This is a genomic window from Pantoea sp. XY16, from assembly GCF_025153065.1.
Taxonomy (GTDB): Bacteria; Pseudomonadota; Gammaproteobacteria; order Enterobacterales; family Enterobacteriaceae; genus Pantoea; species Pantoea alfalfae.
This window is the reverse complement of record NZ_JANZNP010000013.1, coordinates 38,351-53,967: the sequence shown is the minus strand read 5'-3', so window position 1 is coordinate 53,967 and position 15,617 is coordinate 38,351. Positions and strand designations below refer to the sequence as shown.

The window sequence follows — 15,617 nt, the reverse complement described above, 5'->3', positions numbered from 1 at the left end:
GTCAGAATGCGGTTTTAGCGAAGCCCGTCATCGCTTTCAGACCCATCTCACGTCCCAGCGCGGTCATTGGATGCACCACCACCAGGCCGCGCACGCTTTTCTTCAGCGCACCCAGATTTGCCTGCTCTTTTTTGGTAATTTCGCGGCTGAAGCCCATTTTCTGCAGCTTCTGCGCTTCGGCACTCAGTTTTTCAACCCGCTGACCGCGCAGACGCTCAATCTCAATGACCAGCGCTTCTTTCTCTTTCAGCAACGCGCCCAGTTTCTCGACATCACCTGATTCCAGTAACTGCGGCTCTTTGCGGTTCAGTGCGTCCAGCTTATCGCTGAGAAGTTTGATTTCGTTCTTTTCTTGCTCTTTCATGACAACAACTCGTTGAGGAAAACAGGCCAAGGATACACCAAATCTGACGTATATTCCCGGCCAGGTTAAGACGAAAAAGGCGTCGTGATGACGCCTGACAGGATTAGCTACCGGACTTTTTAAACGCCTGCTTCATACTGATGCGGGCGATCAGCTCGGTGAGCGACAGGACCATGGTGGAACGCACCATCTGCAGATAGCGCTGCTGCTGCATGCTGCGCAGCTCAGCATCGTCGGTGTGAAACACCGGCGCAGGTGGCCAGGCGGTCACACAGTGCAGTTCACCAAACGGGCCGAGGATCTCATCGTCGGTGAAACGATAATCGCCGCTGTCGTGATTCAGCTCTTCGCGTAGTGCCAGCAGCAGTTCACCATCTTCATATTCGTGTCGGCTGATCACGCCAAGTCCGTAAATCAGCTTCAGGCGAACCGAGAGTTCGCCCAAAGGACCATCGCCCAGCAGCAGCGGTTCTACCGCATATTTCACTGCATAGTCATCTTTACGAAATACCTGCAGCACCAGCAGATTGACGGCTTCAGCCAATAGCTCAACGGCGGCGATCAGAAAGCTTCTCACCGAACGACCGGCGTTCAGGCGCTCAAGCACCCGGTTCTCAAAAGCCTGCTTCTCTTCCATTATTGCCTGCATGGGTTTAATACCGCCGTCGGGAGCAGGCGAACTGCGCCCGGCTTGCATCACTAACACGCGCGCATTATGCCATAGCGTGCCAGGCGCTCACCACAGAAGCCACCACTTCGCTATCGGCATCCAGCCCTGAAATCTCAGCCAGCGTCGTCTGTGGGCCTTTTTCGGCCAGCAGTGTGGCCAGTTCCTGCGCCTGTGGGTCCTGATCGCTGCGATAGTGCATCGCGGCGGCAATGCCCTGCACCAGGCTGGTGTGCGGTAAACCATATTCCAGCGTGCCCAGCGTCGGCTTGATCAGGCGATCGCCTGCGCTGAGTTTACGCAGCGGCTGACGGCCCACGCGCTCCACATCATCTTTCAGATACGGATTTTCAAATCGACCCAGAATCTTCCGGATGTAGGCCGCATGTTTCTCCGCATCGAAACCGTAACGCTTAATCAGCACCGCGCCGCTCTCTTCCATTGCGCCTTTCACCACAGCCCGGATTTTTTCGTCGAGGATGGCGTCACGAATGGTCTGATGACCGGCCAGCTGGCCGAGGTAGGCGGTAATGGCGTGACCGGTGTTCAGGGTAAAGAGTTTACGCTCAACAAAGGCCATCAGATTATCAGTCAGCTCCATGCCCGGAATGGTCGGCAGGTCGCCTTTAAACTGAGTTTTATCGACGATCCATTCGCTGAAGGTCTCAACGGTCACTTCCAGCGGATCGGTGCTGCCTGCTTCAGACGGGGGCACGATGCGATCGACAGCGGAATCCACAAAGCCGACATGCTGCTCCAGCCAGGCGTGATACTGCTCTGGCAATGCTTTCAGTACGTGCTGTTTCAGCTGGCTGGTGCCGCGTACCATATTTTCACAGGCGATAATATTTAACGGATGGGTGTTGCCGTTGTCGCTGCGTTTTGCCAGCCCTTTAGCCACACTGCCGGCAATACGCTCCAGAATCTGCGGACCCACCGCGGTGGTGACCAGATCGACCTCTGAAACCAGGGTGATGATCTCATCGCTGGTGCTGTTTACCGCACTGACGCCTTTAACGGTTTCCACTTTGGCCTGCTCGCCAACTACATGAACGGGATACTCATGACGCGCGTTCAGTGCATCCAGCACCGTCTGATTCACATCAGCAAAAACCAGTTCGATACCTGCATCAGCCAGTAATTTGCCGATAAAGCCGCGACCAATGTTTCCTGCTCCGAAATGTAACGCTTTCATAATTTTTGACCCATATCAAATGACGATGGGGCGGGCAAACCCGCCCCAGGAAATCGGGACGGGCATGACCGCCCCAGGGAAAATAATTGCTATAAATTACGCGATTACAGGCTTGCCTGACAGCAGATCCAGCACTTCCTGCACGCTGGTGGTGTTAGCCAGCTTCTCAATCACGCTGTCATCATCCAGCGCGTTGGTCAGGCTGGTAATCACCTGGATGTGCTCGTTGTTACGAGCGGCAATACCAATCACCAGTCGCGCCACATCGTCCGGCTCTTCGCCGAACAGGACACCTGCCGGATACTGACAGAACACCACGCCGGTTTTCAGCACGCGATCTTTCGCTTCAACCGTGCCGTGTGGCACTGCGATTGACTCACCCAGATAGGTCGGCGTCAGTTTTTCACGCGCCAGCATCGCATCAATATATTCAGGTTCAACGTAACCGCCCTTCACCAGCTGTTCGCCGGCAAAGCGAATCGCCTGCTCTTTGTTGCTGGCGGTCAGACCGAGGAAGACATTATCTGCGCCCAGTTTAAACAGGTGCGCATTGCCCTCATCGTAGCTGTCTGAGAGTGCAGTGTTCACCGTTTCACGATGCACATCGCTGCGGTTAGCCGCCACCAGACGTTCGGTCAGGGTGCTGTAGAGCGCGCTGTCGAGGAAGTTATTCAGCGAGATATGCTGCGCATGTGGCGCCTGGCGAATCGCGCGTTCAGTCAGGTCACGATGCGTAATCACGAGATCCACATCACCCGGCAGGGCGTTGATCGCGGTGTTGGTTACCGACACATTGCTCAGACCGGCATCCTGCACTTTCTTGCGCAGCACGCCCGCACCCATGGCGCTGGAACCCATACCGGCGTCACAGGCAACGATGATTTTGCGCACGTGATGCAGCTCGACGCTCATGGCATCGCTGGCGACGGCGCCGCCCGCTGTGCTCTGGCCTTTAGACTGCGCTTTCATCTCATGCATGCGCTGGGTCGCGGCTTCAATATCGTCATCTTCTTTGACTTTGCTGGTTTTCAGCAGGATAGCGGACACCACGAAGGAAACGGCGAAGGCTGCAGCAATAGCCGCGATGTTCGCGAAGTAAGCACCTTTTGGTGTCATTGCCAGCACGGCCAGGATAGAACCCGGTGAGGCAGGAGAGACCAGGCCACCGTTCAGCACGGTCAGCGTGAAGACGCCGGTCATACCGCCCAGGATAACCGCCAGCAGCAGGCGAGGGGCCATCAGCACATACGGGAAGTAGATTTCATGGATGCCGCCGAGGAAGTGGATAATTGCTGCACCGCCCGCAGACTGTTTAGCACTGCCACGGCCAAAGAACATGTAGGCCATCAGCACGCCCATACCCGGACCCGGGTTGGCTTCGATCAGGAAGAAGATCGACTTGCCCGCTTCGCTCGCCTGCTGGATGCCCAGCGGTGAGAAGATACCGTGGTTAATGGCGTTGTTCAGGAACAGGATTTTTGCCGGTTCCACGAAGATGGACGTCAGTGGCAGCAGGTTGTTCTGCACCATCAGATTCACGCCCGCGGCGAGAATGTGTGACAGGCCTTCAACCAGCGGACCAATCGCCAGGAACGCCAGCAGTGCCAGAATCATCCCGATAATACCGGCCGAGAAGTTGTTAACCAGCATCTCGAAGCCGCTTTTGATTTTGCCGTCAATCGCCCGGTCAAACGACTTAATAGCCCAGCCGCCCAGCGGACCGGCAATCATCGCACCGAGGAACATCGGCATATCCGCACCGACAATCACACCCATGGTCGTAATCGCGCCGACCACGCCACCGCGATCGCCGCCTACCAGACGCCCACCGGTAAAACCGATCAGCAGAGGCAGCAGGTAGGTGATCATCGGGCCAACCAGTTTGGCCAGCGTTTCGTTAGGGATCCAGCCAGTTGGAATAAACAGTGCAGTGATGATACCCCAGGCGATAAACGCCCCGATGTTCGGCATCACCATATTACTCAGAAAGCGACCAAAGCTCTGTACTTTGACCTTCACTGATGAGGACATAAACCCACCCCTTATTGAGACGCGCTGCAATAGGAGAGCGCGCTTGTTTTTGTTTAGCCACCCCGACTCACAGCCGGTGGTATTACTGTATGCACGCGGACTCTATCACGCGAATTTGACGCTGCGTAGCGCATGGAGCAAGTGTGATCTGTATCACGGATTAAGGGTGGTGACAGGGGTGATTTGCGTGACTGTGATCACAATTTTATCGGAGTTAAGGCCTGTTTTGCCTGGATTTTGGTCGGGCGGGCAGGTTATCTGTGAGATGAATCACACTTAGCTGCAGGGTGTTTGTTATATAAATGTGACTTAGATCACAAACTATTTTTGGTCGAAAATGCGCCAGATCACACTTCATTATCCAGTTAACAGTAAGGGTGATGAAAAGGGGAATGAGACGGGCAGACGAATGACGCCTGCCCGTTAGAGGGTTTTACTGCAGACCACCCTGGACGGCGGCCTGGGCCTGAGGAAGCGCCTGTGCATTGGCTGATAAGGTGCTCATCAGCGCGTTATATTGTGAAGCCTGATCCTGCGTCGGGAACTGCACGCCGCCATCATTGAAGCTGACACGGTTTCCCTGCGTTTGCAGGAAATCGCCAGTCTGTACGGCACCCTGGCTCAGCGCCTGGAGTTTTGGCAGCAGCGGAATCAGCTGATTGGCGGGCACCGTCACCACTTTGTTGTAGGCGGTGTCATAGACTTTTTTCAGGTCATCCGGCTGCTTCAGGGCCGCTTTGCTGCTGTCCGCCTGCATTTTTGCACTTTCAATCTGCTGGGTAACGATCACCAGTGCGCTGTTCGCCTGACGCAGGGAATCACGACGGCTCAGATAATCCTGCGGAACGCGAATGGCCGAAAGTTCATCCACCACCGGACGCATACCCTGCTCAACGGCCTTGTTCGCCTGCTGCGAGAAGCCATACATGATGGCGTAATCGCTGGCGAAGTTGCCAAAGCTCTGCTTCTGGTTCTCGCTGAGGCTGGGCAGATGTTCGCCGCTGCGCATGACGGTGTTCTGGAGGAAATCGATAAATGCTTTGCGCTGCTCGCCTTCTTTATCACCGCACGCGGTGAGTTGCAGCACAATCAGCGCGCCAGCGAGCATCATGCCGCCGCGTGCCATAAGGCGTGTAAGTCCTGAAACCATGGGTTCAACTCCTGTCGGTGATACTGTCGGATGTCCAGGTAAGAATGGCCTAAAGAATAGAACAAACCCGCGTCACGGCACAATGTGAAACAACCTGTGAAACAGATGCTTTCTGAAACACCGGTTAAAGAACGGGATTATCTGCACGTCAGAACGCACTATGATCCCTGCCATCGCTGGCTTAGGCGTGACGATTAAAGAGGCATGTAGCGGCCTGGCGTGGCCTTAAAACACCACCGCCTGACCATCTTTGCGACTCTCGCTGGCGGCGATATAGAAGCCCTGCGGATCGCGTACGATTGCCTGCGCGCCACCAAAATTGTAATTGCTCAGGGGATCTTCCAGCACCACATTGTGCCCCATACGGCGCAGGGTGCTCAGGGTATTGCGATCGAGAGTGGATTCGAACACTACCTCGCGTCCCTGTACCACGCGCCAGCGCGGCGCATCAATTGCGGCCTGTGGATTCTGCCGATGCAGCATAATCCGCAGCGCCAGCTGAACGTGTCCCTGCGCCTGCATCGGGCCGCCCATCACGCCAAACGCCATCATCGGCTGGCCCTGCTGATCCCGCGCAAAGGCTGGAATGATGGTATGAAACGGCCGCTTACCGCCCGCCACAACGTTGGGATGCTCCGGGTCGAGTGAAAAGCCCGCGCCACGATTCTGCAGGCTGATGCCGGTATCGGGTACGACCACGCCGGATCCAAAGCCCATGTAATTGGACTGGATGAAAGAGACCATCATGCCGCTGGCATCCGCTGCCGCGACATACACCGTGCCGCTTTGCTGCGGTGATCCAAAGCGGAAATCTCCTGCTTTATCAGGGTCGATTAATGCTGCCCGCTGGCGGATGTACTCTTTGCTCAGCAGTAACTCAGCCGGAAATTCGAGGTGATCCTCGTCGGTGACATAACGGTCCAGATCAACCAGTGCCAGTTTCATCGCCTCAATAGAAAGATGCAGCCACTGCGGTGAATCAGGTGCATAACGATTGATCTCCCACGCTTCCAGAATGCCGAGCGCAATTAAGGTCGCAATCCCCTGACCATTCGGCGGCAGCTCCTGCACCGATCCCCCGGCAAACGGATGCGAGAGCAGGGTCACCCAGTCGGCGCGATGGTTTTTCAAATCCTCCAGCGTCAGCGCCGCGTTATGTTCACGGGCGAAGGCTGTCATCTTTTGCGCCAGTGCGCCGCGGTAAAAGCTTTCGCCCCTGGTCTCAGCGATTTCCTGCAGGGTGCGGGCCTGCGCCGGGTTGCGGAATAGCTCGCCAGCACGAGGCGGACGACCCTGCGGCGCAAAGCAGTCGCTGAAGCCAGGTTGATCCCGCAGCTTGTCATAGCCGCGCTGCCACAGCTGACCAATCAGCGGTGAAACCGGAAAGCCGTCGCGCGCATAGTCAATTGCCGGTTGCGCCAGGGTGGTCAGCGGTAAGGTGCCGAAGCGCTGCGCCAGCGTCACCCACGCCGAGACGGCCCCTGGCACAGTGACGGATTCCCAGCCGGTTTCAGGCATCGCACTAAAACTGGCAAAGCGTTCGGGATGCCACGCGGCTGGCGATCGGCCTGAGGCGTTTAAGCCATGCAGCGCGCTGCCGTCCCAGACAATGGCAAACGCATCGCTGCCGATGCCGTTTCCGGTTGGCTCCAGCACGGTTAAGGCGATGGCAGTGGCGATAGCCGCATCCACAGCGTTACCACCCTGTTGCAGCATACGTAAACCCGCCTGTGCCGCCAGCGGTTGCGAGGTTGCAACGGCATTACGACCCATCATCGGTACACGATGAGAAGGGTATCCGACGTTAAAATCTGTTTCACGCATCGCTTTTCCTTAAAGAGTTCACGAGTGAATTTTTCCGTCGTCAGTACGCGTTTAATTAACAGCTGCACGTTTAGCGCGCAAAGGGCTCGCTTTTAGCCGCCAGCTGCACCGTTATGAGGCGTCAGCCGTTTCGTTAGGGTGACTGCTGATTTATCTGACGATACCGGGACGTTCAGAATAAAAGATTTCCCTGCACCGCACTGTGAGCCGCCGCGCGCCAGGATTCAGGCCTCAACCAGGACTATTCTTAATTTAATAAGAACAGTGAATATATGTGTTCAGGAAGTAAACCATTGGCGTATATTTTGCACTCACTACCTGAAGAGGTGTATTGCCTCACAGAAATGAGAATATGCCAGCAAAAAGCTTGATGGCATCCACATAAATAGCAAACACCATTTGATTTTTTTTGCCCACACCGAAGGCACAAAATTCAACTGCCTCAGCGGGTTAGAGGTGCTGGAACTTTTCCGGCAAACCATAGTGAAAAAAATAATTATAAATTGCGCGGCAAATAGTCAGGTCTCTATCCATACTTAGTCTCCCGGCATTTGTTGCATTGATCTGACATCTTTAAAGCAGTGCACCGCAGGCTGTGTCCCGTAATGGTTTCTCTCATAACAAAAATAAACCCTTGCGGGATCCAGCCTGAAACAGGCCCGGTTTCAGAGTCCTGACTTCAGGCTCGTACCTCTCTACTTTCACGTGCTTCATAGCGAGTTTTTAAGGAGTTCTCTATGGAATTAAAAGACCCGATGTTTGAATTGCTCAGCAGCCTTGAGCAGATTGTTTTGACACGTGATGATCGCGCCGCCGAGTTACTTATTCAGCGTCAGCAACCCGCCCAGCCAGAGCCGCAGCGTCTGCGTGAAATGACCGGCATGCAGGTTGATGAGTTTGCAAAAGTAATGGGCGTGAGCGTTTCTTCCGTGAAAAGCTGGGAAGCCCGGCGTACCCGTCCTTCCGCGACGGCGCAGAAATTGATGAAGTTATTACATGCCAATCCCTATCTGGGACGGCAGTTGCTTGAATAAACTGATATCACGAAAAGAACCCGCCGCTGGCGGGTTTTTTATTAGCGTAATTCGCTGTATTTAGCCGCCTGTCTGGCAAACCAGCTCTCCGGCACGCTATAGGGCGGCTCCCGCAACTGTGCGAGTCCGCTTTCAATAATCATTGAAGCCTGCTGCCATAACTGCGCATCTCCCTGCTTCAGCAACGCAATCTGTATTTGCTTTTCAACCAGGTAGACCCGCGCAAAGTCGGGATCAAACCGCACAATCGCGCGGGTGTTATCGATGATGTCAGCCAGTTTGATGGTTTGTGCCTCAGGACTGGCGCTGGCTGTATGGCGGAAGTGCGCCAGTTTACGGGCCGTCCGATTTTTTGCCCCAGCGGGTGCGCTGTTGGTCAGCATTTCTACCAGGCTTGCCACGCGCGTACCAAAGTGGGTTTCGATATCGCTCTGTATGGTTGCGGTATCTTCCACGGTATCGTGCAGCCAGGCCGCCGCTAACAACGCATCGTCATGGCTGACGCTGCGCACCAGTTCCACCACCGCTGCCGGATGAACAATATAAGGCTCATCGGTATATTTGCGGCGCTGTCCGGCACTGGCATGTGCCTCGGTGGCGAAGCGACGCGCCTGTTCTTCCAGTGAATCCTGCATGCCTTTCCCCCTGACAAAAAGTTTGCTTGCAATTATCTAGCGCGCTATCTATATTATTAACCATGAACTGTGATCAAGATGACAAAAAAGTGAAAACGATGCCACTGTTGGTCGATCAGCACCTCTGCTTTGCGCTTTATTCTGCCAACCTGGCGATGAATAAAGTCTATCGTCAGTTGCTGAGCCAGCTCGACATCACCTATCCTCAATATCTGGTCATGCTGGTGTTGTGGCAGAAAGATGATGTCACGGTGTCAGAGATTGGCGAGCAGCTTTTTTTAGACTCTGCAACATTAACGCCACTTCTGAAGCGGCTGGAAAGTGCAGGCCTGATTAACCGGCAGCGAACCCGTCAGGATGAACGCCAGGTTGCGGTGACGCTGACCGACGCTGGACAGGCGTTACGGGCCAGGGCTGAAGCCATTCCTGAAGCGGTTAAGTGTGCCACAGCCTGTGATGATGACGCTCTGCTGGCGCTGAAATTACAGCTGGATGGGTTGCGAGATAACCTGAATCGATCACGATAAGTATTGCCGACGGATGCGCTGCATCCGTTGAACCTCACCGCCTGCTTACAGTTAAATAAGTAGCAGGCGATTAAATAGCGTAACGGAGAAATGTCATGTCTTTAGAACAAGTGGTTTACCGCGCCAAAGCCAAAGCAACCGGTGGTCGTGATGGTCGCGCAACCTCTTCTGACGGTGTACTGGACGTTAAACTGGGCGTGCCAAAAGAGATGGGCGGTGCAGGCGGCGAAGTGACTAACCCTGAGCAGCTATTTGCTGCAGGCTACTCTGCCTGCTTCCTGGGCGCGATGAAGTTTGTTGCAGGCCGCGACAAAATCGCAATGCCAAAAGATGCGTGGATTGAAGGTGAAGTCGGTATCGGTCCGATCCCTGACGGCTTTGGTATCGAAGCCACGCTGAACATCCATCTGCCAGAGATGGATGAAGCAGAAGCACAGAAGCTGGTTGATGCGGCGCATATCGTTTGTCCTTATTCAAACGCTACCCGCAACAATATCGACGTCACGCTGAACATCATTCGCTAAGCGTACTGCGGGCCTGACACCATCAGGCCCGCATTTTTTTACATCCTCTCTCCTGCTGTTTTCTGCGTCAGTCAGCCAACAGCTACTGTCAGCCGTGTACAAAAAATGTGCTAATCAGGTCGACAAAGATTATTTTCTGGTCTATCAAACGCGGCCATGTTTTACTGAGCCACCTTGCGTTATAGCCAGTAAATCCGTTCAGAATTTTCCTTCATCTTGTCCGGTCCGCTTATTCAGCGAACTCTGCCGGGTTTTGGCAGTCACATAAAAGATTTGGTCAAGCGCTTCACACCGGAGAAACCCCTTTTTTCATGAATTATATTAAAACCCTGACCCAGCAGAAGTTATCGCTATTGCTGGCGCTCTACCTCGGTATTTTGCTGAACTTACCGATTTTCTATCGTCGTTTTGACGGTTTTCTCAGGCAATCCACGGTAACGAACTGGCTCACTGCCGTTACCGAGGTGGTTGCTATTGTGCTGCTGACGTTCTTCCTGATGCGTCTGCTGTCGCTAGGCGGAAAGTGGTTTTATCGCGTGCTGGCCACGCTGATTGTTCTGATATCTGTTGCCGCCGCCTATTACATGGCGTTTTTTAACGTCGTGATTGGCTACGGTATTGTGGCGTCGGTGATGACGACCGATACCGATCTTTCTAAAGAAGTGGTTGGCTACCATTTCATCCTGTGGATGGTGCTGGTCAGCGCGCTGCCGCTGCTGATGATCTGGCGCAACAGGCTGAGCATGACGCTGAACGAGCAGCTGCGTACGCCAGGACAGCGCCTGAAACCGACCCTGATTATGCTGCTCTGTGTAGCTCTGGTCTGGCTGCCGATCCGTTATTTCGACAAGCTGCAGAAGCATAATGAAGAGATTACTAACATCGATCTGCCGAGCTACGGCGGTGTGGTCGCCCACTCGTATCTGCCTTCTAACTGGCTGGCGGCTGTAGGTCTGTTTGCCTGGACTCGCGTGGATGAGTCGCTGCAAAGCGAGGAACTGCTGGATCCGGCGAAGAAGTTTACCTACGTTGCGCCTGCCGGCCTGGATGACACCTATGTGGTGTTTGTGATTGGCGAAACCACCCGCTGGGATCACATGGGGATGCTGGGTTATGAGCGCGACACGACGCCTAAGCTGTCGAAAGAGAAGAATCTGGTCGCGTTCCGCGGCGAGTCCTGTGATACCGCGACTAAGCTGTCGCTGCGCTGCATGTTCGTGCGCGAAGGCGGCACCATGGATAACCCTGGCCGCACGCTGAAAGAGCAGAATGTGTTTGCGGTGATGAAAGAGCTGGGCTTCACCTCTGAGCTGTTTGCGATGCAGAGCGAAGTCTGGTTCTACGACAACATCAATGCCAACAACTTTGCCTTCCGTGAGCAGATTGGTTCAGAAAAGCGTAATCAGGGTAAATCGGTAGACGACATGCTGCTGGTGCCGGAGATGAAAGCGTCACTGGATCGTTTCCCGAAAGGTAAGCATCTGGTGGTGTTGCACACTAAAGGTTCACACTATCTTTATTCACAGCGTTATCCGCGCAGCTTCGCGAAGTATCAGCCAGAGTGTATGGGCGTCGACGAGACCTGCAGTAAAGCGCAGCTGATCAACGCTTATGACAACTCAGTGCTCTATGTCGATAGCATGCTGGATAGCGTGCTGGATCAACTGCGTGATAAGAAGGCGATCGTTTTCTATGCTGCCGACCACGGTGAGTCGATCAGCGAGAATATGCATCTGCATGGCACGCCGCGTGAGATGGCCCCGCCGGAGCAGTTCCGCGTACCGATGATGGTCTGGGCGTCAGATAAGTATCTGGAAGACAGTCAGAACCGCAGTAACTTCGAACGCCTGCAGGCGCAGCAACGTGTGGGCCGGACCCATCGTCACGTTGAGTTGTTCGATACCATTCTGGGCTGTCTGGGTTATACCTCGCCAGATGGCGGCATTAACCCGGCTAACAACTGGTGTCAGGCACCGACTAAAAGTCAGGCTAAAGCGCTGTAATAGTGGCCTGAAAGGGACATGCCGGCGATTGATTTCCGGCAACCGCGTGCTTTCCAGGCGATTGACGTCAAAAGCATAAAAAGCGGTTGACGCTGATCGGGGGTAGCAGTAACATGCGCCCCCATCGGCGAGTAGCGCAGCTTGGTAGCGCAACTGGTTTGGGACCAGTGGGTCGGAGGTTCGAATCCTCTCTCGCCGACCATATTTAAGAAACCTGTCTGAAAAGACAGGTTTTTTTTCATCTGAAGAAAAGAGGATGAGAACCGACAGAGGAGGTTTGAGCCGAGCGTAGCGAGACAACGTTGCTTCAGCAACGGCCCGAAGGGCGCTGCTCGCAGAGCAGAGTCATCCTCTCTCGCCGACCATATTTAAGAAACCTGTCTGAAAAGACAGGTTTTTTTTCGTCTGTAGAAAACCACCGACAGGGACGGTTTTTCCTGAACAGTCTCGATCTGGCCGCTAAGCATTCACATTCTTACCGCTTAGCAGGCTTCAGGGAGCATACGCCTTTCGCAAAGACGCAAAAACGCCATCCCTGACAGGCTCAACGCGGGCGATTACGCACCTCATCCCTGAGGTGCGCCCGTAGCCCGGCGTTTTTGTCCATGGCCCGCGATGCTTTGCTACAGGCGTATGCTCCCTCCGCTTCACGTCTGGCAGACGCATCGGATACTCACATGTGCATTTCGGACGGCTGGGAGACCCAAAGTCAGGTGTATCTGACCGCAGCGCATAAACTCAAGGCGGAGGGAACACGGGCAGAGGAGGAAAGCGTCCCACGCCATGGACGGCGTGGGCCGAGCGTCCAGGGAGGGTTTAAGCGCCTTTCCGATCTGCCCGTGTTCCCGAAGCAGTCTCGATCTGACCGCTAAGCATTCACATTCTTACCGCTGAGTGGGCTTCAGGGAGCATACGCCTTCTGCAAAGATGCAAAACCGCCATCCCTGGCGGGCTCAGCGCGGGCGATTACGCACCTCATCCCTGAGGTGCGCCCGTAGCCGGGCCAACGCTTTGCGTTGTTCAAAAACGCTCCCGGCGTTTTTGTCCATGGCCCGCGATGCTTTGCTACAGGCGTATGCTCCCTTCGCTTCACGTCTGTCAGACGCATCAGGTACTTACAGAAGCATCTCAGACAACTGACAGATCCAAATCAGAGTGCATCTGACCGCAGCGCATAAACTCAAGGCGGAGGGAACACGGGCAGAGGAGGAAAGCGTTCCACGCCATGGACGGCGTGGGCCGAGCGTCCAGGGAGGGTTTAAGCGCCTTTCCGATCTGCCCGTGTTCCCAAAGCAATCTCGATCTTAACGCTACTCCCGCTTGCCATCTTCGCTATCTTCCAGAAAGTTCCAGTAACCCCCATCCGCGGCGTGTTCCACTTACCAGCCCTGTTATTGTCACTTACCCGCTGGCAGGCCTTGCCATATAAGAGATGCGATCATAATTCGCGACACATTCTTCTTATGACCGAAAGCGGCAACATGCTGATTTCTTATGCTTCTTTGCCAGCATATTCCGCTGGTTGAACGTCATAACGCACAATGAATCGTTCAGTTATTCAACATTTGCCGGTAAAAGTTTTAAGTTTTTTAGCGGTGAGAATCACTAGCGATAGAGCAGCAAGCCAGCACAATGCACGGAATTCAGGTCAGCTACGCTGTGCATTGTATGGCTTTTAGACAGAAACGGTTTTTATTACCGTTGCATGCTATTCCTCACACTCTGTGTAAATAAGTAACCGTTGTATTGACGTTCTTTGCAACTGTTGACAAATTGATGCGTCAATAAACGCGCAGTTACGGAATTTTCTGAATGCACAATCTGCGTCAGAAAAAACAAAAAAAACGCAGCGCGCGTTAACCACCTGTTCGGTGGTACGCCTGAACCGCATAAAAAAATCAGAGGTCGGGCAATACACACAACATCACATCACAATGGAGCAAAAGCATGATCAACTCCCTGGCTAAATCCGGGATGCTGAAGGTCGGTCTGAGCCTGATTGCTATGACTGTCGCCGCCGGTGTTCAGGCAAAAACCCTCGTTTACTGTTCTGAAGGTTCTCCGGAAGGCTTTAACCCGCAGTTGTTCACCTCGGGCACCACCTACGATGCCAGCTCACGTCAGATCTACAACCGACTGGTTGAGTTCACTATCGGCACCACCGAACTGCACGCTGCGCTGGCAGAGAAGTGGGATGTCAGTGAAGACGGTAAAACCTACACCTTCCACCTGCGTAAAGGTGTGAAGTGGCAGACCACCAAAGATTTCAAACCGACACGCGACTTCAATGCGGATGATGTCGTGTTCACCTTTGAGCGCCAGCTGGATAAAAACAACGCCTATCACGGCGTCTCTGGCGGCAGCTACGAATATTTCGAAGGCATGGACATGCCGAAGCTGATCAGCAAAATCGAAAAAGTGGACGAGAATACCGTGCGCTTTGTGCTGACGCGTCCTGAAGCGCCGTTCCTCGCCGACCTCGGCATGGACTTCGCCTCGATTCTGTCGAAAGAGTACGCAGATAACATGCTCAAAGCGGGCACCCCGCAAAACGTTGACCTGAACCCGGTCGGGACCGGTCCGTTCCAGCTGCTGCAGTACCAGAAAGATTCGCGCATCCTTTACAAAGCTAACCCGGATTACTGGGGCACCAAGCCGAAAATCGATCGCTTAGTCTTCTCCATTACCCCGGATGCGTCGGTGCGCTACGCCAAGCTGCAGAAGGGCGAATGTCAGGTGATGCCTTATCCAAACCCGGCTGACATTGCGCGTATGAAGCAGGACAAAAACATCAACCTGTATGAGCAGGCTGGCCTGAACGTCGGCTATCTGTCGTACAACGTTGAGAAAAAACCGCTGGATAACCTGAAAGTGCGTCAGGCACTGACCATGGCGGTCAACAAAAAAGCGATTATCGACGCCGTTTATCAGGGTGCAGGTCAGCCTGCTAAAAACCTGATCCCCCCAACGATGTGGGGCTATAACGACGACGTAAAAGACTACGCCTACGATCCTGAGAAAGCCAAAGCGCTGCTGAAAGAAGCGGGCATGGCAGACGGTTTCTCCATCGACCTGTGGGCGATGCCGGTTCAGCGTCCGTACAACCCGAACGCGCGCCGCATGGCTGAGATGATTCAGAGCGACTGGGCGAAGATTGGCGTCAAAGCCAAAATCGTCACCTATGAGTGGGGCGAATATCTGAAGCGCGCCAAAGCGGGCGAGCACCAGACCGTCATGATGGGCTGGACCGGTGATAATGGGGATCCGGATAACTTCCTGGCCACCCTGTTCAGCTGCTCAGCGGCCAAAGATGGCTCAAACTACTCGCGCTGGTGTGATAAATCCTTTGAGGATCAGATTCAGCCCGCGCGCGCCACCGCCGATCAGGCGAAGCGCATCGAGTACTACAAGCAGGCACAGGTTGTGATGCATGACCAGGCACCGGCGCTGATGATCGCGCACTCAACGGTATACGAACCGGTCAGCAAGAAAGTCTCCGGGTACAAAGTGGATCCGCTGGGCGGACACTACTTTGCTCAGGTAGACATTAAAGAATAATTGTCGCCTTTTCCGGGGCGGCTGCGCGTCGCCCCGGCTTTATCTCCCTGTTTTACTGGAAACGGTAGAGGCGCAGCCTGTCTGCGTCGCGGTCGGGCCTACCCG

12 protein-coding genes, 1 tRNA gene and 1 other RNA gene are annotated in these 15,617 nt (G+C 54.3%); 7 read left to right on the top strand and 7 right to left on the bottom strand.

All coding sequences use genetic code 11. The features are described from left to right. Window position 1: 1 nt before the first annotated feature. From N1689_RS17725 to N1689_RS17700, 6 genes are all read right to left on the bottom strand, one after another. Entirely contained in the window at window positions 2–364 is a 363-nt protein-coding gene (locus N1689_RS17725) for a YibL family ribosome-associated protein (protein ID WP_013359626.1), read from the bottom strand. Window positions 365–467: 103 nt separating this feature from the next. Next, entirely contained in the window at window positions 468–1,061 is a 594-nt protein-coding gene (gene mtlR / locus N1689_RS17720; protein ID WP_202604956.1) for a mannitol operon repressor MtlR, read from the bottom strand. 16 nt (window positions 1,062–1,077) lie between these two features. Next, window positions 1,078–2,226 carry a mannitol-1-phosphate 5-dehydrogenase gene (mtlD, locus tag N1689_RS17715; protein WP_253420635.1) on the bottom strand — a complete coding sequence of 383 codons (1,149 nt, stop codon included), beginning with the start codon at window positions 2,224–2,226 and terminating at the stop codon, window positions 1,078–1,080. A 96-nt stretch (window positions 2,227–2,322) separates the two neighbouring features. Further along, window positions 2,323–4,257, bottom strand: coding sequence for a PTS mannitol transporter subunit IICBA (locus N1689_RS17710; protein ID WP_033734707.1), 1,935 nt, complete (start codon window positions 4,255–4,257; stop codon window positions 2,323–2,325). A 433-nt stretch (window positions 4,258–4,690) separates the two neighbouring features. Further along, window positions 4,691–5,407 (bottom strand): DUF3053 domain-containing protein, encoded by a 717-nt coding sequence (locus N1689_RS17705; protein ID WP_161734180.1) that lies wholly within the window; start codon window positions 5,405–5,407, stop codon window positions 4,691–4,693. Between the two features lie 225 nt (window positions 5,408–5,632). Next, window positions 5,633–7,231 carry a gamma-glutamyltransferase family protein gene (locus N1689_RS17700; protein WP_260059604.1) on the bottom strand — a complete coding sequence of 533 codons (1,599 nt, stop codon included), beginning with the start codon at window positions 7,229–7,231 and terminating at the stop codon, window positions 5,633–5,635. Between the two features lie 737 nt (window positions 7,232–7,968). Here N1689_RS17700 and N1689_RS17695 point away from each other — a divergent pair. Next, window positions 7,969–8,265: an HTH-type transcriptional regulator gene (locus N1689_RS17695; protein WP_010257438.1), complete on the top strand. Its 297-nt coding sequence runs from the start codon at window positions 7,969–7,971 to the stop codon at window positions 8,263–8,265. A 41-nt stretch (window positions 8,266–8,306) separates the two neighbouring features. Here the strand turns inward: N1689_RS17695 and N1689_RS17690 are convergent, their stop codons facing one another. Continuing rightward, on the bottom strand, window positions 8,307–8,900 hold the full coding sequence (locus N1689_RS17690) for an HD domain-containing protein (protein WP_260059603.1): 594 nt from the start codon (window positions 8,898–8,900) through the stop codon (window positions 8,307–8,309). Window positions 8,901–8,962: 62 nt separating this feature from the next. Between N1689_RS17690 and N1689_RS17685 the strand changes: the two genes are divergently transcribed. The 6 genes from N1689_RS17685 (at window position 8,963) to dppA (ending at window position 15,512) form a co-directional block, all read left to right on the top strand. Continuing rightward, window positions 8,963–9,427: a MarR family winged helix-turn-helix transcriptional regulator gene (locus N1689_RS17685; RefSeq protein WP_161734186.1), complete on the top strand. Its 465-nt coding sequence runs from the start codon at window positions 8,963–8,965 to the stop codon at window positions 9,425–9,427. A 95-nt stretch (window positions 9,428–9,522) separates the two neighbouring features. Then, entirely contained in the window at window positions 9,523–9,951 is a 429-nt protein-coding gene (locus tag N1689_RS17680; RefSeq protein WP_013359635.1) for an organic hydroperoxide resistance protein, read from the top strand. A gap of 311 nt (window positions 9,952–10,262) precedes the next feature. Further along, window positions 10,263–11,954: a kdo(2)-lipid A phosphoethanolamine 7''-transferase gene (eptB, locus tag N1689_RS17675; RefSeq protein ID WP_161734188.1), complete on the top strand. Its 1,692-nt coding sequence runs from the start codon at window positions 10,263–10,265 to the stop codon at window positions 11,952–11,954. 125 nt (window positions 11,955–12,079) lie between these two features. Further along, a tRNA-Pro gene (locus tag N1689_RS17670) sits at window positions 12,080–12,156 on the top strand. Between the two features lie 33 nt (window positions 12,157–12,189). After that, a non-coding RNA gene (locus N1689_RS17665) (RtT sRNA) lies at window positions 12,190–12,319 on the top strand. 1,582 nt (window positions 12,320–13,901) lie between these two features. After that, the gene (dppA, locus tag N1689_RS17660) at window positions 13,902–15,512 is read left to right on the top strand and encodes a dipeptide ABC transporter periplasmic-binding protein DppA (RefSeq protein ID WP_033734771.1); all 1,611 of its coding nucleotides are present in this window, start codon (window positions 13,902–13,904) and stop codon (window positions 15,510–15,512) included. Window positions 15,513–15,617 lie beyond the last annotated feature (105 nt).